The organism is Cytobacillus oceanisediminis 2691 (genome assembly GCF_007678455.1).
GTDB lineage: Bacteria > Bacillota > Bacilli > Bacillales > Cytobacillaceae > Mesobacillus > Mesobacillus oceanisediminis_A.
This window is the reverse complement of record NZ_VEEP01000003.1, coordinates 58590-77469: the sequence shown is the minus strand read 5'-3', so window position 1 is coordinate 77469 and position 18880 is coordinate 58590. Positions and strand designations below refer to the sequence as shown.

The window sequence follows — 18880 nt, the reverse complement described above, 5'->3', positions numbered from 1 at the left end:
CAGGTGAAGAGTGAAATGTTGTCAAAAATCCGAGGTTATTTTGACAGGTTTGCAGGTGAAGAGTGAAATGTTGTCAAAAATCCGAGGTTATTTTGACAGGTTTGCAGGTGAAGAGTGAAATGTTGTCAAGAATCCGAGGTAATCTTGACAGGTTTGCAGGTGTGGAGTGAAAAGTTGTCAAGAATCCGAGGTTTTTTTGACAGAAGTGCAGGTGAAGAGTGTAAAGCAGTCAAGAAACCATCGTTATTTTGACAGGTTTGTAGGTGAAGAGTGAAATGTTGTCAAGAAACCATCGTTATTTTGACAGGTTTGTAGTTGAAGAGTGTAAAGTTGTCAAGAATCCGAGGTTATCTTGACAGGTTTGCAGGTGTGGAGTGAAAAGTTGTCAAGAATCCGAGGTTTTTTTGACAGGTTTCCAGGTGTAGAGTGTAAAGTTGTCAAGAATCCGAGGTTATCTTGACAGGTTTGCAGGTGTAGAGTGAAAAGCTGTCAAGAATCCGAGGTTATCTTGACAGGTTTGCAGGTGTAAAGTGTAAAGTTGTCAAGAATCCGAGGTTATTTTGACAGGTTTGCAGTTGTAGAGCGAAAGGTTGTCAAGAAACCATCGTTATTTTGACAGGTTTGAAGTTGTAGGAGCCTAAGCTGTCAAATATGTGTTGGTTATTTTGTTAGAAGGGGAACAGCTACAAAAAAAGAGCAGCCATTTACGTACTCAAACGTAAATGACTGCTCTTTTCAAGTATCAGAATCACAGAATTTCATTGAAAAAAGATGGATCCTGTGATAAATTTATATAGATATGCACCGTTTTAATTGAAATGGATATAATTATCCCTATTTTAATTATACAATGCATTCGATTAGTTAGTCAACTCTTTTATTAAAAAAATTTAGGGGTGTTGCTATGAGTATGGAACTTCAGCGGGAGCAAAAGCGATTGAACGGGGTAATGGATGAGATTCGAAATGAGATCGGCAAAATGGAAAAAGAAACGTCCAGGCTGAAAAACGAGGTTGTTCACATCCGTAAACACTTTTGGGATGAGGTCAAAGTAAACACGGACACTTTTGATGATTTCCTGGAGACTATCATCGGTTTGAGGCAGGAGGCACAAGCACTTTCTGTCAGCCAAAGTACCCATCGTCATTCATCCAAGCGCCTGGCTACGCTACGACGTATGCAGGAAATTCCATATTTCGGCCGGATTGATTTTACCGAAGAAGGTACTTCTGTTCCGGAACAAATCTATATTGGGATTTCCTCACTCGTTGATGCTGAAGGTGAAGAGTTCCTGATTTATGACTGGAGGGCTCCAATCTCCAGTGTTTACTACGATTACCAGCCTGGCGCGGCAATGTATCGAACACCCGGTGGTCCAATCCATGGCAGTTTGGAGAAAAAGTGGCAGTACTTGATCCGCGGAGGCATACTGCAATCTATGTTCGATACGAGCCTGACGATTGGTGACGAGATTCTCCAGCAGGTGCTTGGAAAAGGCACTGATAACCATATGCATAATATAGTTGCGACGATTCAACAAGAGCAAAATAAAATCATCCGGCATGACCGAGGCAGACTGCTCATCGTCCATGGTGCTGCTGGAAGCGGAAAAACTTCAGCTGCGATGCAGCGTATTGCTTATTTGCTGTACAAATACCGCGACCATCTAAATGCTGATCAAATTATCCTGTTCTCTCCGAACAAAATGTTCAGCAGTTATGTATCCAATGTTCTTCCTGAACTTGGAGAAGAGAATATGCAGCAGGCAACATTCCAGGAATACCTGGATCATCGCTTGAGTAAGGAATTTGAAGTTGAAAACCCATATGAGCAATTAGAGTATGTTTTAACTGCAACGAATACCCATTATTACAATACTAGAATTGCTGGAATTCGATTTAAGGCTTCTGCCGATTTTTTTGAAGCGATTCAATCCTACAGGAAATCGCTTGAGGTATCTGGAATGGTTTTCAATAACATCAATTTTAGAGGTGAGCCACTTGTTACATCCCAGCAAATAGCGGACAGATTTTATCATGGTGAGGATTCTTCGAAGTTCCATAGCCGTCTGGAAAAAGTGAAGGATTGGCTGCTGAAGCAAATTGCTAAGGCCGAGAAGCTTGAAGTGACTGAGCCTTGGGTCCAAGAGGAAATAGAGCTGCTTAGTGATGAAGAGTATCATAAGGCCTATACCTATTTAGCTGAAAAGAAGGGATATAAAGGGGAATCCATTCACGATTATGAGATCGAGGACGAAACCTTGGCGCGTTTGATTGTTCGACGGAAGTTTCAACCATTACGAAAGCGGATTAAGGCTTACCGCTTTGTTAACATCAAGGGAATATACAGGCAGCTATTTACCGATCACACAAAGATCAACCAGTTGTATGCAGGGAGGGTACCCATGGAGTGGCCGGACCTTTGCGTATTAACTGTAAACATGCTTAACGAAGGAAAACTCTATTATGAGGACGCCACACCATTTTTATTTTTAAAAGAGATAATATTTGGCTTTCAGACGAACAGTTCGATAAGACACATTGTGGTGGATGAAGCTCAGGATTATTCAGCTTTTCAATTCGAATTTTTAAAGCGGCTGTTCCCAGCTGCAAGGATGACTGTGTTAGGTGACTTTAATCAGGCGATCTTCGCACATGCCAGTGAAACGGTTGATTTCCATAGACTGACTGGTCTGTACGGATCTGAAGATACAGAAGTGATCAATATGGCGCGAAGCTACCGATCGACAAAACCGATTATTGAGTTTACTCGAAGGCTTGTGCCAAATGGGGAAAGAATCATTCCTTTTGAACGTGACGGTGAACGTCCAGTCCTGACTCAATTGGCTGAGCACACAGAACTGCACAGGTGCATTGTCTCCAAGGTCAATGATTTGCGAAGTAATGGATATCGCAGTATTGCTATCATCTGCATATCTGCTGAGGAAAGTTTAAAGGCCTTTAAGTCGCTTTCCGTAATTGAAGGAATTAAACACATCAAGAGTGGGGCGATAGAATATGAGCAAGGAGTAGTCGTCATCCCTTCTTATCTATCCAAGGGAATTGAATTCGACGCTGTCATTATTTATGATGCATCGGCGGAAGTCTATAGTGAAGAGAGTTTGCGCAGGATATTTTATACTGCCTGCACCAGGGCGATGCATAATTTACAGCTTTTCAGTGTAGGTGAACCGAGTCCTTTTTTGAGGAAAGGCATTCAGGAAGGCTTCATTCATTCAGAATTTATGTAATGGTAAAGAGAAGGTTACCTTTGCAAGGGGAAAAATGCTGAAGAGGTGTTTCAGCCTCTTCAGCTATATTCATTTATTTATTTGCGTGTAATCATTTGTGGCGGTTCTTCCATCCAGCCATTTTTAATCATGATTTTCGCGCCTTTATGGGCGTACTCAAAAACATCCTTTGTGAAAATAGTCATCTTTGCAGGCAAATCATTCCTTAAACTAAAAGCTGTTCCGAGAGAGTTACTTCCCAACGAGAAGCTGCAAAACAGACTTGTACAATACATCATTAATTTATCTGAAAAAGGAGCTTCTGTAGATTTTGTCGCATTTCCACCAGCAGTTTGAGGGACCGCGAGATTCTCCTGGATCATTAGCTCACTCAATTCTTTCACGATTCCTTTAGCCAGCTCAGCTCCCTCAAAAAAGTATTTTTTGACCTCCTTGTCTTTAGCGGACTGGGCAAAACCTAATATCATTTGCAGTCCTGTTAGGTTTGATTCAATCCCTTTATGAATATGCGCTACCTCGACAGTATTGAAGGTCCTTTTCTGAGTGAATGGATTGATGCTGCTTGCGCTTAAATAATCGTTATCTTTAACAAATTCCACTGATTTTGGCATTGTTACGAATGGGCTCCTGACAAGAAGCCCGTTCTCAAGCAGATACTGAGAGCATAGCATGAAATACTTCTGGGTAAGTGCTGTCAAATCCGCAAACAGGATATTGATATCTTCCCTGAAGGTCATTGATATGTTCAAAGCATGGAGTCCCATGCTGATTTCCTTTAACAACCGGACGAACATGATGTCAAAGCCGTTATCATATAACTTTGGGACATCCTTATACACGTCCTGTGATGTAAAGCCAGTGGGAGTGACAGCGCCTTCCTCTTCATAAATGGCAACGATTTTACTTATAAACCCCTCTAATTCACTATACATGCTAGTCATGATTTTCTTTGCTTTTTCATCATCGGCTTTCTCTATAAAGTATTCCAACATCCTTAAAATCATTGTTTTTTCTTGATAGGTAAGCCATAACGATCCTAGTTCGGAAGATGTTATAGGTACTTTATCCGGCATGGTGAATCCTCCCTGAACATGTTTTTTTTAGAATGTGCTGAATAGCCGTTTTTGATTCCAATATGTAAATAGATGAAGTGGTCGGTAAAGAAAAAACAATACGCATTATTACTCATTCATTTGTAAAAAATAAAATCCAATTCTCCTGAACTGGATAGTGGACGTCCAGTAAAGCAATTATTAAAATAAATGTATTAGATACAGGAGGTGTTACATGAAAACAGTAGTGAATGAGCCATCACTTTTTGAGCATATGTTTAAAAATCTAACATTCCCCGTGCTTATATTCGAAATAGCTGATGAAAACTTAAGGAAATATCGAATTTATGAAGTGAATGACGCCGCATGTGCTTTATTGAATTATTCCAAAGAAGAGTTACTGTCAAAAGAGGTTTTGTCTCTATATAATCATTTAGCCCCTGAAGTGCTAAAGACTGTAAAAGAGCTTCTCGTTAAAGATGGCAAAATATCAACTGTATTAGACCTTCCTGATCGAAATGAAAATATGATTACAGTAGAAGTCAATGCATCAATATTGAATATTGGCAATCAACAATTCATTTATTGTATGTTAAAAGAATTTTCAACCCGTCACTGTCATCACGATGCACTCGAAGTAGAAAACAACTACTTACGTACCGTGATGAATACAATTCAGTCTTTTATATTGATTTTAGATCAAGATGGACGAATTAATAAGTGGAACCAATACACAGAACAAGTTTCAGGATATAGCCTGGAGGAAGTACAATACAAAAAGTTTTGGGACGTTTTTATCGAAAATCCAGAAAAACAGTTTGTTGTGAATAATTATTTATCAGGAAAAATTCCAACCGTGTACGAAAATTTCTGGAGAATGAAAAATGGCGAAAAAAGATTTATCAAATGGAAAAGTAAAACTGTCGAAGATAATGAAGGGAACTTACAATTTGTTTTAGCGACTGGTGTTGATATTACTGATAAAGTTCTCTCTTTTAAAGAGTTGGAGAAAAGCAAAGAGAAGTACAAGGCACTGGTATCTTCGATGCAAGATATTGTCTTTACAATCGATCAATCCTTAAGAGTCACAAGTGTACATGGGAATTGGATCACATCAAATGATTTTAGTAAGGATGTTTTTGAAGGGAAATGCATTAATGACTTTTTTAACGATTCCAGGAATCAACAAAAGGAAGTCCAAAAGGCATTTTCAGGAATAAATACAGAATTCGAATGGGATTTCGAGATAAATGGTAAAACTCATTATTTTCACAGTGTATTGTCACCGATCTTATTACATAATAACGTGATAAAAGAGGTTGTCGGAGTAACTCGTGACATAACAGAAAAGAAAAACCTTGAGGAGCACCATAAGAGGATTTATGAAGCCTTGACGAGCGGCATGATTCTCCAGGACACAAACGGGAAGATAGTCTATGCTAATAAAAATGCTTGCTCAATATTGGGATATGACGAACAATCGCTAGCCAATATGACTTCTCTGAATGCTGAATGGGATGCTGAAGATGCTTCAGGAGAGCCATTCAACGGCGAGGAACATCCTGCAATGAGAACGTTAGCGACTGGTGAAGAATTCAGTAATGTTGAGATGTTTGTATTCAATCCTATGAAGAACGAAAAAAGGTGGATTCTTGTTGACACCAGAGCAATATTTGAAGCGGGCAGCAGCAACAAAATAGAATACGTCCTATCTACTTTCCATGATATTACAGAAAAAAAGGAAATGGATCAAATTATGCAGCAATCGCAAAAGCTTGCACTGATTGGCAGGCTGGCTTCTGGAGTGGTTCATGAAATACGTAACCCTCTAACGAGCATTATGGGACTTCTGAAATTCGCGGAAGAGGGCCAAGATCAGAATAAGATTTTTGATTACCTTCCTGTCATGAAAATGGAATTGGAGCAAATCAATAGGTTCACGAACGAATTTATCGAACTTTCCTATTCAAAAGAATCCAACTGGACGGTTTCAGATCTTGGCGGAATCATTCGATATTCACTGAATTTGCTAAAGCCGGAAATTGCTGATCACAATATTGAGACTCGTATAGAAAACAATTGTAATAAGGATATTCTGGTGAAATGCATTGAGCCACACTTAAAGCTTCTGTTTATCAATCTGATTAAAAACTCGATTGAGGCCATGCCTTATGGCGGAAGCCTAACGGTCAAACTAGAATGCATGGGTGAAAAAGTCCTCGTAAGTGTCATCGATACAGGAAAGGGAATCAGTCCTGAACGGTTAAAACATCTTTGCGAGCCTTACTATTCCACCAAAGAAAAAGGGACAGGCCTGGGATTAATGCGCAGTATGAAAATCGTTCATGATCATAATGGGAAAATCGATTTTTTCAGTGAAGAAGGGGAAGGAACGATTGTCGCAATCGAACTTTTTTTGAACTAATATCGTTTGCGGTGATAATAACATTGCTATAGTGGTTGTCTTGATTGAAGCTCTTCTAAGCTGGAGGGCTTTATTTTTTTTGTTTTAAATGAAGTTAGATTTCTCGGCTATCATGTTGACCTGGTTAGATAAATAAAAGATGTGGGGTGACAGGAAAGGGGAATATGAATAGTACTTCTGAAATATGCTGCCATGATTTCAGCTTTTTTCCATCTGACATAAGTAATCTTAAACCAACCTTAAAAACCCAGGGCAGCCCATTGCCCAGAACTGCCCTTTGTCCATTATTTGGAGTAAATCGATTTTTGATCCCAGATGTTTGACCGGGTTTTTAATTTATAATTATAGCTGGAATGCAAATTTATTGTGACTTTAATATTCCTAAGAGAGTTCTCGTCAAGATAAAGCGTATTTGGATTGCTCTTTTTTATATAATCCAGGTAGGAGCCTTTGTGAAGTCTGAACCATTCGATGCCCAGGCGGAGCACGTCCGAATTAATAGTCAAGCCTTCCTGAAAGCTCTGATTTATTTCCTCATGAATGAGTTCTTCTATGTCCTCTTTTATTTTCGCTTCTGACACATTTTGAATGCTTTCAAGTATATCTGCTTCGCCTTTAACTGAAACATCAAAAATTGGTTTATCTTTTTGCTGGACTAATTGAATATCCATTCTAGAAGTTTTCACTTTCACGACAGTATGCGGGTTTTCTTTTTCACCGAGGATGTAGGTATTCTTCATAGGTGCATGTTCTCTCCATCTGATCCCTTTGATTTTATCAACAGATTTATAACCCTGATAAGTCTGGTTTTCATAAAAATAAGCACCATTAAAGGTTAAATCTTTATAGGGAGACTTATTTTCACTCCATTTATCGTCAAGTCCAATGGACGGTACATATGATGCTCCCACTGGTTCATAGAACTGAGAAATAAATTCCCTGTATGTAAAGTGCTTGAGAAGGCTTTCGGTATCCTCTTTTCTGGGTTTTAGGAGAATCGTGTAAAGTGGAGGATAAAAGAATAACCCATGGGTCGTGAATATATCTGGAATAGATTCCTTTGTACCAAGGATGAAATTGGTTTGACGAAAAAAATCCAGCCTGCCAAGTTCTTGAGTGACTTTTAAAAATCTTGATTGAAGTACCTCTTCAGATAACAAAATAGTCCTTACATGTCGCAAATATAATTGCGGCTGGGAACTTCTCTGTAATTTTGCACGGGCTTCACTCAAGGTTTTGCCGGAGCTTTTCCCGATCCAAACGGGAGAGGGCCCTGTTGGTTTTGCGCTTTCTGGTTTGGCCACACCTGAAAAATCCAGGGCCATTGTATAAATAACGTAGTCCTTTTTCTCTTTATCGTAGTCAATCCCGATGGCAACTACATAGGTGAAATCCTGGATATTTTGGCCAGCGCCACAGCTGGTTAAAATGGGGATCAACAGCAATAGTGCAATTTTCTTTAAATGCCTCATTCTAATCCTCCTGTCGGGTTGGATCATTTGACCTTAAGGAAGCATCTCTTCTGGCCAGCATATTCCATGGCATTTTGAAAAAAGATACTCCCATTTTTGATAATGAAAAAGGGTATGAGAAGGACAAATAAGGTACACCATGGGATGTTAAAGTGGAAAAATAAGAAATAATCAAGAGTGTTCCAACGACAATCCCGAAAATACCGAAAAAAGTGCCTAATAATAGAATGACAATCCTTAGTAACGTTGCTGCGCCTCCGAGAGTGGGATTCACAAGAGTATATCCGCTCACGAAAACGATACCACCGACAACCAGCATAGAAGGAGAAGTAAGACCGGAACGAATGGCTGCATCGCCGACAATCAAGCCGCCAAGAACCGATACGGTTTGTCCGACTGAACGTGGCAGTCTCATTCCGGCCTCATGGAAAAGTTCGAATAGAAAGAGCATAATCACCATTTCCATGGAAGTAGAAAGTGGGATGCCTAAGCGCGAAACACTGATAGTGGCAACCAATTGAAATGGGATTTGATCGATATTATGGGTGGTCAGAGCAACCCAAAAACCGGGCAAAAGGATAGAAATGAACAGCGAACTGAGACGGAGCATCCTCTCAAATGAAACATATAAATAATTTTGGTTTAAATCCTCTGGTGATTTTATTAAGTTTGTAAGATTCACGGGTGCGATTGATACTAAAGGCTGTCCATCAATCATCAGCGCATACCTTCCCTGATTTAAAGCTTCAATGACATAATCAGGTCTGCCACTATTATCAGATGTTGTCATTATTGACCTTGGTTGATCTGCTAGTAATTTCTCTATTTGTTGCAGACTTGTCACTATATCCAAATCAAGATTTTGGATCTTGTTTTTCATATCATTCAATAACTGCTTATTTATAATGTCATCAATATAAATTAGCGCCATGTTCACATTGCTTCTTTTGCCTATTACAAATTTTTCCACTTTTAATTGATTTGATTTAAATCGCTTTCTGATCAATGCCAGGTTTGTATTCAAATCTTCTATAAAGCCGTCTCTAGGGCCCTGAACGGATGGTTCGATAGAAGATTCTTCCGGGGTCCTTGCAGGAATTTTTGTGACACTGATAGCCAGTATGGTTTTTTCCAAAAAAATAAGAAGGCTTCCAGAGAGAAGTTGCAATTGTATTTCAGCAAGGGGTGAATCAGACAGATCGTTGACGAGAAAATCGTCCTTTATAAAATTTGTAAAATCCTTAACTTTGCCTTCAGCGTTTTTCAACTTTGGTAATATTACCTGGTCAATAAAATTTACATCGACAAGACTTGCGAAATAAGAGAATTCAAGGGAGAAATGTGTGAACCTCTTTTGAGTGAAAACTAAGTCGTCACAATTTAAGAATTCATCCTTTAGTTGGTTAATCAGATTATGACTTTTCATGAGGCTTATTCTCCTTTCTCTTTGATAAAAAGACAAAAATGGTTAATACAGACGTAAAAGAAACAACTAAAATTAAGCAAAAAGGAAGGAAGTAAATGTACAAGAATCTATTGATGTCATACGTGTCCAGCTTCAGAAAGGTAGTACCATAGATCATCAAATATAAAACAGGCAGGAAAAATTTATTTTTCCGTTTATTTAGATATTGGCTGATGATATACATGAACAACCCAATACGGAAGAAAGCTCCGCTTACCCACTGAAACATGGCAAGGAAATCCAAGCGGGAGATGAACTCGCCTATTTTCAAAAGCTTCCATTCTTCATAAGCCGGAAAGGCAAAATTTCTGGCTTCAACAGGACCGAATTCCATAATAGCTGCCGACAAGGGGCCAACGGTTAAACCAATTAACACAAAGCCTAACAAAAATATGTCTTTGAATTTAATTTTTTGCGTAAGATGATGCTGAATCAAAATGATCACAAAGATTTCGGTAAGACCAGATAATGAATAGAAGATCCCTTTTAAAAAAGGAACATATCCATTCAGAAATAATGGAAACAAGTATTCAATGTCTTTTTGCGTAGTATTTACACTCATAATAAAGAACCCCAGCATTACAACCAATGGCAAAACAATGGTTGCCATGATGGCAAGTACCTTTAAAGTCCTGGTAGAAAGCCAGTAACATGATGTAAGCACTACCGCAGAAATAAGAAAACTGGGAGTAGTGGGAAGAAAATAAATCTCTGCCCAATAAGACGTATCCAAGAATGTAATTGAAGCATGTATAAAAAGAATTAACAATAATGGCAGCACAAACAGGGCGGCTAAAAACTTTCCATAACGGTTTTTAAGCCAGTTGGTTATCTTCTCCTGCTCAGTATTTTTAGTAATGTAATAAACCATCCAAATAAAAAGTAAAAAGGGAAAGAAAGAAGCCAATACACTTAACCACGCATCCCTAGCTGCAGCTTCCAACAGCATCGGAATCAGAATCACATGGTTAAATAGCCCCGTCGACAGGACCATGATAAAGAACACTTCTTTCGCCCTTAGAAGATTATAATTCAATCGAAATTCACCATCCAATTCATTCCCAACATAGATATCGTTAGCCAATTGGAAAATTTTTATGCAGAGTTTCCAGGATGATAGCAGATTCTATTAGACTTGAGTCGGTGTGAGGGAAGGTTTTAGAGGCAAGGGTGAGTTTGGACAAGTTTAGGGGGAGATGGTGAAAAGCTGTCTGAAGTATGATCAACTTCGGACAGCTTTTTTGGAATTATTGAAATGCGAGCGGAAACGAAACTGTGCTTTAATGCTTTTAATGATTCATTTCTGGATTCCAACCTATTGCAGCTCCGAATTAGCTTTTCCGTTCCTTTTCTAGCTTTTCGATAAGAGATTCAACGGTTTTCATAATTGTTTCATGACTCACATCTCGTCCTAATACAGCACTGGCCCTTTTGATTAATTCTTCTTTATTAATACTCATATAAATTCATTCCTCTGCTTTCGTATAAGTCACACAATTTTTATTATCGGTATATTTCACCCGAAGATTAACGTGAATTTTTGGAAAGTAGGGTTTAGTTGCCATGATTTTTTGTAAAATCCAAGTTCAGTAAGGGTAGAAAGGTTGATCTCTTTTACCGTACTTAATAGATGAGTAATTACTTCTTTTTCCATAAATTATGATAATATAAGAATGGATGTTCGATGTTTGGAGGGGGATATATGTTAAAGAGTAAAGAAGATGTAATAAGCTTAATCCAGTCCGATGATAAAATGATGGAGATTATACATACTGCAAGCACTCTTGGTTTGCCTGACTGGTGGATATGTGCTGGATTTGTCCGGTCGAAAATTTGGGACACCTTACACGGATTCAAGAAGCGAACCAACACACCGGATGTGGACGTGATTTTTTTTGACCCAACAATTCTTGATGAGGAATATGAAAAAGCATTGGAAAAAAAGCTGACAGCCCTATTGCCCGGCATACCCTGGTCAGTAAAAAATCAAGCAAGGATGCATTTTGTGAACCGGATTACGCCGTATACATCCTCTGAAGATGCGATTTCCAAATTTCCTGAAACGGCAACAGCTCTCGGAGTGAAACTGGATAGGGAAAATCAATTGGTACTTACAGTTCCTTGTGGTATTGAGGATGTACTAAATCTAGAGGTGAAGCCGACTCCTTTTTTTACAGAATCAAGTGAACGGCTTGCCATTTATGAGCAACGGCTGGTTAAGAAAAATTGGAAAGCTATTTGGCCTATGGTCAAAGTTCATCATTGAAAGCAGTGCCCTTTAAGAAATGTTTAGGATTATACACAGACAAATTTGTGAGCATATTGATGATAAGATTGAAGCTTTAAACAAAAGAGATTACAAAGTATAGACAGAGATTGAACGGTTGAGTAGACAGGAAGGAATTCTTTCTGTTTTTTTGTTTGTTTATAAAGTGAAACAAAAAAATCTCAACGATTAATACGAAGGTTGAGATGTAAGGTATTGCTAAACTTTATTATTCTTTTCAAGTAAGTCAATAATTTTATCAATTTTCTTTTCAATTTCATTGGTTTGGGTGCTTTTTGAAGAAGTATTTATTATTATTCTGCGAATAAAAAGCGTGAATGAAACCACGAACAAGATTATTAGTACAATAACAATTCCATTGAAAAATAGTGAAGCTATATTAAATCCTTCCATAATGTGATACCCACTTTCTGTTGTATGATCTAGACGAGATTTATTAAAGCTGTTAAGAAAAAGTCCATAATCTTGACAGGTTTTCGCTAAAACACCGCAAAGCTGTCAAAATAAGCTCAGAATCTTGACAGGTTGTCATTGAAAATCCGCAAAGCTGTCAAGAAAAGCCCGTAATCTTGACAGGTTTCCATTGAAACTCCGTAAATCTGTCAGGATTAACTCAGAATCTTGACAGGTTGTCACTGAAAATCCGCAAAGCTGTCAAGAAAAGCTCGTAATCTTGACAGGTTAAGGTCAAAACTCCGCAAAGTTGTCAAAATAAGCTCAAAATCTTGACAGGTTTTCGTTGAAACTCCGCAAAGCTGTCAAGAAAAGCCCGTAATCTTGACAGGTTTCCATTGAAACTCCGTAAATCTGTCAGGAATAACTCAGAATCTTGACAGGTTAACGAGAAAACTCCGAAAATTTGTCAAAAAAAGCCCAAAACCAATGCATAATCGGAATAAATTGCCCAATACATATTTTTGAATTGATGGGCGTACAGTTACTTCAGCAACTTCTCAGGGTTTTTCACTTTTATCGAAATCACTTCTCCGCACTCCAGGCAAACTGTGTAGATTCTCTCTGACCCATTTGACATTTTTTTATCCACTGGCCTAAGGTTGATATAAACCATCGCTTGACAAATGAATTTCCGCCCCAGCTATGGCATTTCACCCTTGATTTGTTCATAATGTTCATCTCCCTTCAATATATTTCCTAATACGTTTCTAATATTGAAAAGGTTTCAACGTTCTTCCCAAGGAGGAAATCCACTCCTTTATGTTGAATTAAAATTCTATTCGTATTAAAGGAGATATCATCTATGAACTTAAAAAATCACTTAAAACAGTTAGAGGAAAAATTGCTGACCCCAGAAGTCCGTTCATCAAAAACTGAACTTAAAAAATTATTAGCTGATGAATTCTTTGAGTTTGGCAGTTCTGGAAGAGTACTGTATAAGGATGAGGACTTTGAAGGTGGAATTGGTATTATTAAAGTTAAATTCAGCGATTTCGAGATTCATCCTTTATCGGAAGAGATTGTGTTGGCGACATACCGAACTTTTAATGAGGAGACGAAGCAGCATGCCTTACGGAGTTCTATTTGGAAACTAAATGAGGGAATATGGAAAATGGTTTTTCACCAGGGAACTAAAACGGATCCATCATTGTAAGTTTAAAATGGAAGTCTCTTTTTCTAGTAACTTAAGTTAATCTTCTTGTTGAGTAAAAAGATAATTTGTGTGATAATGAAATGGAAAAAATTTACTTAAGTTTCTAAGAGGGGAACCGTGAGAATGGATGAATTTACAAAGGAACTGAAAAGAATAACAAAAAAGTACCCAGTCCTGACAACTTTGCTCCTAACCCTATGGATTTGGTATGGCTCCTATCGTCTTGGAGTTAATATGGGAGAGTTCTTTGCTAATATTAAAAACTGAGCCTTGTTTGAATAACTTAACGCTTAAAAACTGATTAATTGACATCTGAAAGGTGAGCGCATGGAGAATACATCATATGTAAAAACAATCTTTGCGTCAGTGCAATGGTTGTTTTTTATTTTTGCGAATACGGTTGTTGTTCCGGTTTCGATTGGAGCTGCCTTTGGCCTGGATAGCGGGGAAATTGCCGCTATGCTGCGAAGCTCATTGATTTTTACAGGGGTGGCTTGCGTCCTGCAGGGAGCGTTTGGTCATCGTTTCCCCTTAATGGAAGGGCATTCGGGATTGATGTGGGGATTGGTCCTGAACTTGAGTCTGGCATCATCGTCTCTCGGGATGAGTCTTCCGGAGATTGGCGGGGGAATTGCCTCAGGAATTTTGCTTGCCGGGACTGTTACCCTTGTGTTTGGCGTATTTCGGATCGTTTCTTATATACAAAAAATCTTCACCCCAATGGTGATGACTGTTTACTTGTTTCTCCTTACATTCCAGCTAATCCTCATATTTTTTAAAGGGATGCTAAAAGTCTCGGAGGATGGGACGCTTGAGCTGCCGGTTACCATGTTTTCTTTTGCGGTGGTGATTCTGGTCAGTTTAATGAAAATAAAAGGGAACGAGACTGTCGGTAATTTTTCGATTTTGATTGGAATGATTCTGGGCTGGGTAATTTATGTCATACTGTTTCCTTCCGATCAAGGAATGAACAGCCAATCTTCAATGGAGTTTTCTTTCTTTCCGCTTGGAACACCAAACCTGAATTATGGTATCATCGCAATCACTTTTATTGCCGGTGTCATTAATTTAAGCAATACGATTGCATCTGTCCAGGCAGCTTCCAAGCTTACTGGCGAAGGGGCCACGCAGTCCAGATTGGATAGGTCGTATCTTTTGACCGGAACGTATTCGATTGGGGCCGCTTTTTTGGGCCTTGTCCCTTATGCTCCATTTACCTCGTCAGTCGGATTTCTGGAGAGCACACGGATTTTTGACCGGAAACCATTCCTGATCGGCGGAGGGTTGATGGCCATACTGGGGATCATTCCTGTCCTTGGTGCATTGCTGGCTACTTTGCCGATCACAGTGGGTAATGCTGTACTGTTTGTTGCTTATCTTCAGCTCTTTGGAACCTCTTTGAAAAGTTTAAACGGCTATACATTTGATTCCAAATCTATTTTCCGTCTCGCGGCCCCAGTGTTGCTGGGACTGAGTATCATGAATTTGGATCCTGTGCTCTTTACCGTTTTCCCAGTGATTTTACAGCCGCTGCTATCGAATGGGTTTATTATGGGTGTTTTACTATCCATAGTGCTTGAAACATTCATACGGTGGGATGAGAGGTCATATGAACAGGTTAGTGGCAAAAAACAAAATTAGACACCGGATGAATGACACTTAGGTCAGCAAAGCTGAGTGAAGTCTTATGATAAACGAAGGAGAGCTGGCTTTTCAACAGAAGGTAAGATTATATAAATTTCAAATGTGTGGTTAAGGAATAACTGCCGAGTCATATAGATGAAAGGATGATAGCCAAATGCCTAGTAAACTCTCTTTAATTTCTTCTGGTATATTACTCTTAATAGCCTTATTTTCTACTTTTTTATTTTTCAGAACAATATTTTCCCATTTACTTCCTGAGTTCATGTTAGCTAAAACACTTCCTTTAGCAATATTTTCAGGCTTTACATGGGTTGCACTTTCTGTAATGTTAAGGAAGATCGAAAGCTAGATAGGGCTAAGTTATCAACGATAAAATTGGTATACTCGGACAGCCAAATTAGATGGAAATAATATGATTCATTTAGTAAATTTCTATTGTTTGGTGCTTTACTAGCTGCTCTTCTATCTTTTATCCTGGGGACTAAACTTGTTTTGCTGTCTGCGGGGTTATTGTTAGCCAATGCAGTCTTGATTCAATCAGTAAAGCAAGAGAAGGTGCAGGATGGAGACAATGACTGAATGGGTTTTTGTAAAAATCCATTCAAAAAACAACTGAATCTACTTAATAAAGGCATTGCAATGTTTGCAATGCCCTTAGAGATTGATCAACTAACTTTGAGAGGTTCATCGTTTATGCTAGGTTGATTATCATTAGAAGTAGACTCTTTATTAAATGCCAATAAAAGTATCATTCCAATGATGCAAACAGTGCCAAGCCATTGGAAGAGGCCAAAGGGTTCTTTTAACCAAAAGACAGTGGTGAGTACGGCGGCTAGTGGCTCCAGGCTGCCTAGGAGACTTGATTCTTTAGGCTGAAGGCTTTGCAGGCTTTCGATATAGAACCAAAATGCAATCATTGTTCCAAATATGATTACGAATATTAAATAAAAATAGGCTTCCAGATTTAGTGTTTCAAAGTCCATTTGCCAGGGTGGATGGATGAGGCTTAATGCAAAACCACCGATGATCATGGCCCATCCCACAATGACAAGCGAATCGTATTGTTTCAGTAATGGAATGGCATAAAGTGTATAAAAAGCTAAAGCTATGCCAGATAAAACACCCCAAACAATAGCAGGCGCCGGCACCGATAACTGAGAAAATGAGCCGTTCGTCAATAAGAAAAAACTCCCCACTAACGCCAGGGAGACAGTCAACACGTCTTTTCGTGTAAGCACTGTCTGTTTGCGGACAAGTAAGTATACAATAATCATTACGGGAGCTAAATATTGTAAGAGTGTTGCTACAGCAGCATTTCCATGTTCAATGGATGCCATATAGGTGTATTGCACTCCCAGCATACCGAGCAACCCGAAGGTTGTTAAATGGGCTGCTGTCTTACGGTTTTTCCAAACATCAATTATATGGGAACGGTCAGCTCTGAAAAATTGAACTCCAAGAAGTAAAAAACCTGCTATAAGCAATCTGGTTGTTACCAACCAATTTACATCGATCTGATATTCGTGAAAAAGCTTTTTTGCCACTGTTCCTCCGATTCCCCAAAATACTGCTCCTGTTATAACAAGGAAGATTCCCTTTCGTCTATTCATGTTTGATCTACCACCTTTAATTATAAGAATAGTATATGATATTTTATATGATAAGTAGATAATGTATGGAATAATACCTGAATCGAATGAAAAAATATAAGAATATTGAGGTGGTATTATGCAGATGAAGAATTTTATGGTCGATCAAAGTTTAAGAGAATTAACAGAACATCGTACAGTTGAGCTGCCTATTGCCTGTTACGAAACAATCATTCATCAGAATATCAATGGGTATATACCACTTCATTGGCATGACGAATTTCAATTCGTGCATGTTGTTAAAGGACATTCCGTTTTTCAAGTAAATGAAATGAATATAAACGTAAGTGAGGGCGAGGGTCTGTTTATAAATAGTGGCCGGCTGCACATGGCAAAAGATAACGAAGAGTCAGGCTGTGTCTATATTTGTTTATATGTTTCGCCATCTTTCATGATATCACAAGAACTTTACATTACCTATGTGCACCCTTATATTCAAGCAACTAATTTATCATACTTTCATCTGGCCCCAAAAGAGGTTTGGGCGAAAAATATATTGGAGGCTATTGTAATTATCAATCAATTGATACGGGAAAAATCACTGTACTATGAAATCGACATCAGCAGCCAGCTAATGTTTATTTGGAAAAACTTGATTAAAAACGGATTTTCTTTAAAGTACGAACTTACGGAAATCATAAAGGGTCAGCGAATGAAGCAAATGCTAAATTGGATCCACCAGCATTACCATGAAAAAATCCTATTAGAGGACATCGCAAGAGCTGGTCAATTAAGCCGGTCAGAATGCTGTCGATACTTTCAGCGGATTTTAAAAAAGTCACCTTTAAATTACGTGAACGATTATCGGATTCAAAAAAGCTTAATTTTATTGAAACAACCAGAATCCAACGTTACAGATGTTGCCTACCAAGTAAGATTTAACAGCACAAGTTATTTCATTGATAAATTCAGGAAATCGATAAATATGACACCTTTGGCCTACAAAAAGCAGAAAATTCCCAAATCATTTTTACAATAGTACCAATTCGAAAAAATTTTAAAGAAGGGCTTTTTTGAAAATAAAAGAATTAAGTCTACTAGAGGCTCCTTTTGTATTCAAACGATACTATACCACCACGGAGAAATCGTGAAAAAAGCATAGCTGGATAGTCAAAAAATTTATAAGCAAAAAAGGGGAAGTTTCATGTTAAATCGAGTCATTCAGCAATTTGGATTGCAGATACAAGAAATGAATGAGGTTGAAGATTCGCATAGTTCTACAGTCTGTAGAAGTAAATTGTCAAACGGTCTAAATGTGTTCTTGAAAATCCCTTATACAAAACTGAAATTTCAGCGCGAGTTAGAAGCCTATGAAATTTTAAAAGGACGTGTCTCCATTCCTGAAATGTTGGATTATTGGCATGGGGATGAAGAGTGCCCCGGAGCTTTTTTATTATCTGAATTAAAAGGGAAACCATTGAAGCTGGATGCTTCACCTGAAGTGGCGTTCCAAGTCGGAGTTCTTCAGGCGGAGATGCATGCCATTCGTCCACCTGCTGGAAAAAAGCTAATTGGCATACAAAATGAATTTGCTAACTGGTCTGATTTTGTTGAGCAGCAATTTTATAGTTTTGCTGAGGACGTCAAAGTTTTGTTGGATTCACGATTATATACTCAAGCGATTGAGAGATTTGAGAAAATGAAGCATCAGCTGCCATCCCCAGATGGACCAAGTTTTGTACATATGGATTTCCGTCCTGCCAATATTATCGTTAACGATCATTCAGTTTCAGGAATTATTGATTTTGAAAGCGTCCGTTTTGGGTCGGCTGAAGTTGATTTTACAAAACTGTATAGGGATTTTTTGCGCTTTGATTCTACTTTATATATTGCTTTTCGAGAAGGTTATAACAGCATAAGATCATTAATCGAACTAGAAAGAGTCCTGCCTTTTTACCAATTTACCGATGCGTTCAACAGTATTGGCTGGTGTAAACGCAGGGGACTTGAGAAAAATGCAGTGTTTCTTGAAGAAAATTTAGAAAGGTTAAAGAGCTTTTTACAGTAAAGGGGAGAGGGCTCTTACC

The 18880-nt window shown here is 38.5% G+C and carries 14 protein-coding genes; 7 read left to right on the top strand and 7 right to left on the bottom strand.

The genetic code is table 11. The features are described from left to right. Nucleotides 1–904 precede the first annotated feature (904 nt). Nucleotides 905–3250: an RNA polymerase recycling motor HelD gene (gene helD, locus FS736_RS06825; protein ID WP_144475637.1), complete on the top strand. Its 2346-nt coding sequence runs from the start codon at nt 905–907 to the stop codon at nt 3248–3250. Nucleotides 3251–3327: 77 nt separating this feature from the next. Here the strand turns inward: helD and FS736_RS06820 are convergent, their stop codons facing one another. Beyond that, a complete protein-coding gene (locus FS736_RS06820) occupies nt 3328–4323 on the bottom strand; it encodes a DUF3231 family protein (RefSeq protein WP_144475636.1) in 996 nt (331 codons plus the stop codon). A 214-nt stretch (nt 4324–4537) separates the two neighbouring features. On the opposite strand from FS736_RS06820, the gene FS736_RS06815 reads away from it, so the two are divergent. Beyond that, nucleotides 4538–6727 carry a PAS domain-containing protein gene (locus tag FS736_RS06815; RefSeq protein WP_144475635.1) on the top strand — a complete coding sequence of 730 codons (2190 nt, stop codon included), beginning with the start codon at nt 4538–4540 and terminating at the stop codon, nt 6725–6727. A gap of 284 nt (nt 6728–7011) precedes the next feature. On the opposite strand, the gene FS736_RS06810 is transcribed toward FS736_RS06815, so the two are convergent. The 4 genes from FS736_RS06810 to FS736_RS25110 all read right to left on the bottom strand — a co-directional run bounded on the left by FS736_RS06810 (nt 7012) and on the right by FS736_RS25110 (nt 11124). Continuing rightward, nucleotides 7012–8199 carry a Ger(x)C family spore germination protein gene (locus FS736_RS06810; protein ID WP_186326704.1) on the bottom strand — a complete coding sequence of 396 codons (1188 nt, stop codon included), beginning with the start codon at nt 8197–8199 and terminating at the stop codon, nt 7012–7014. 1 nt (nt 8200) lies between these two features. After that, complete coding sequence (locus tag FS736_RS06805; RefSeq protein WP_144475633.1) at nt 8201–9625, bottom strand: spore germination protein; 1425 nt, start codon at nt 9623–9625, stop codon at nt 8201–8203. Beyond that, complete coding sequence (locus FS736_RS06800; protein ID WP_260983566.1) at nt 9612–10670, bottom strand: GerAB/ArcD/ProY family transporter; 1059 nt, start codon at nt 10668–10670, stop codon at nt 9612–9614. Before FS736_RS06800 ends, FS736_RS06805 begins: the two co-directional genes overlap by 14 nt. A 325-nt stretch (nt 10671–10995) precedes the next feature. Then, nucleotides 10996–11124, bottom strand: coding sequence for a hypothetical protein (locus tag FS736_RS25110; protein ID WP_260983551.1), 129 nt, complete (start codon nt 11122–11124; stop codon nt 10996–10998). Between the two features lie 242 nt (nt 11125–11366). Between FS736_RS25110 and FS736_RS06795 the strand changes: the two genes are divergently transcribed. After that, nucleotides 11367–11930: a nucleotidyltransferase family protein gene (locus tag FS736_RS06795; RefSeq protein ID WP_144475631.1), complete on the top strand. Its 564-nt coding sequence runs from the start codon at nt 11367–11369 to the stop codon at nt 11928–11930. 219 nt (nt 11931–12149) lie between these two features. Here the strand turns inward: FS736_RS06795 and FS736_RS06790 are convergent, their stop codons facing one another. Next, on the bottom strand, nt 12150–12344 hold the full coding sequence (locus FS736_RS06790; protein WP_144475630.1) for a DUF4083 domain-containing protein: 195 nt from the start codon (nt 12342–12344) through the stop codon (nt 12150–12152). Between the two features lie 865 nt (nt 12345–13209). Between FS736_RS06790 and FS736_RS06780 the strand changes: the two genes are divergently transcribed. Both FS736_RS06780 and FS736_RS06775 read left to right on the top strand, forming a co-directional pair. Then, complete coding sequence (locus tag FS736_RS06780; protein WP_144475629.1) at nt 13210–13560, top strand: nuclear transport factor 2 family protein; 351 nt, start codon at nt 13210–13212, stop codon at nt 13558–13560. A 327-nt stretch (nt 13561–13887) separates the two neighbouring features. After that, on the top strand, nt 13888–15201 hold the full coding sequence (locus FS736_RS06775) for a uracil/xanthine transporter (protein WP_144475628.1): 1314 nt from the start codon (nt 13888–13890) through the stop codon (nt 15199–15201). Between the two features lie 668 nt (nt 15202–15869). Here FS736_RS06775 and FS736_RS06770 read toward each other — a convergent pair. Then, complete coding sequence (locus FS736_RS06770) at nt 15870–16814, bottom strand: DMT family transporter (RefSeq protein ID WP_144475627.1); 945 nt, start codon at nt 16812–16814, stop codon at nt 15870–15872. A gap of 124 nt (nt 16815–16938) precedes the next feature. Here FS736_RS06770 and FS736_RS06765 point away from each other — a divergent pair, with 124 nt between their 5' ends. Together FS736_RS06765 and FS736_RS06760 are read left to right on the top strand one after the other, a co-directional pair. After that, nucleotides 16939–17832: an AraC family transcriptional regulator gene (locus FS736_RS06765; RefSeq protein WP_260983550.1), complete on the top strand. Its 894-nt coding sequence runs from the start codon at nt 16939–16941 to the stop codon at nt 17830–17832. Between the two features lie 165 nt (nt 17833–17997). Further along, entirely contained in the window at nt 17998–18861 is an 864-nt protein-coding gene (locus tag FS736_RS06760) for a phosphotransferase family protein (protein ID WP_144475625.1), read from the top strand. The last annotated feature ends 19 nt before the right edge of the window (nt 18862–18880 follow it).

Coding starts and splice junctions, on each gene's coding strand:
- FS736_RS06760 (WP_144475625.1), top strand. CDS start 17,998: ATGTTAAATCGAGTCATTCAGCAATTTGGATTGCAGATACAAGAAATG.
- FS736_RS06815 (WP_144475635.1), top strand. CDS start 4,538: ATGAAAACAGTAGTGAATGAGCCATCACTTTTTGAGCATATGTTTAAA.
- FS736_RS06775 (WP_144475628.1), top strand. CDS start 13,888: ATGGAGAATACATCATATGTAAAAACAATCTTTGCGTCAGTGCAATGG.
- FS736_RS06810 (WP_186326704.1), bottom strand. CDS start 8,199: ATGAGGCATTTAAAGAAAATTGCACTATTGCTGTTGATCCCCATTTTA.
- FS736_RS06795 (WP_144475631.1), top strand. CDS start 11,367: ATGTTAAAGAGTAAAGAAGATGTAATAAGCTTAATCCAGTCCGATGAT.
- helD (WP_144475637.1), top strand. CDS start 905: ATGAGTATGGAACTTCAGCGGGAGCAAAAGCGATTGAACGGGGTAATG.
- FS736_RS06765 (WP_260983550.1), top strand. CDS start 16,939: ATGAAGAATTTTATGGTCGATCAAAGTTTAAGAGAATTAACAGAACAT.
- FS736_RS06805 (WP_144475633.1), bottom strand. CDS start 9,625: ATGAAAAGTCATAATCTGATTAACCAACTAAAGGATGAATTCTTAAAT.
- FS736_RS06790 (WP_144475630.1), bottom strand. CDS start 12,344: ATGGAAGGATTTAATATAGCTTCACTATTTTTCAATGGAATTGTTATT.
- FS736_RS06820 (WP_144475636.1), bottom strand. CDS start 4,323: ATGCCGGATAAAGTACCTATAACATCTTCCGAACTAGGATCGTTATGG.
- FS736_RS06780 (WP_144475629.1), top strand. CDS start 13,210: ATGAACTTAAAAAATCACTTAAAACAGTTAGAGGAAAAATTGCTGACC.
- FS736_RS06770 (WP_144475627.1), bottom strand. CDS start 16,814: ATGAATAGACGAAAGGGAATCTTCCTTGTTATAACAGGAGCAGTATTT.
- FS736_RS25110 (WP_260983551.1), bottom strand. CDS start 11,124: ATGAGTATTAATAAAGAAGAATTAATCAAAAGGGCCAGTGCTGTATTA.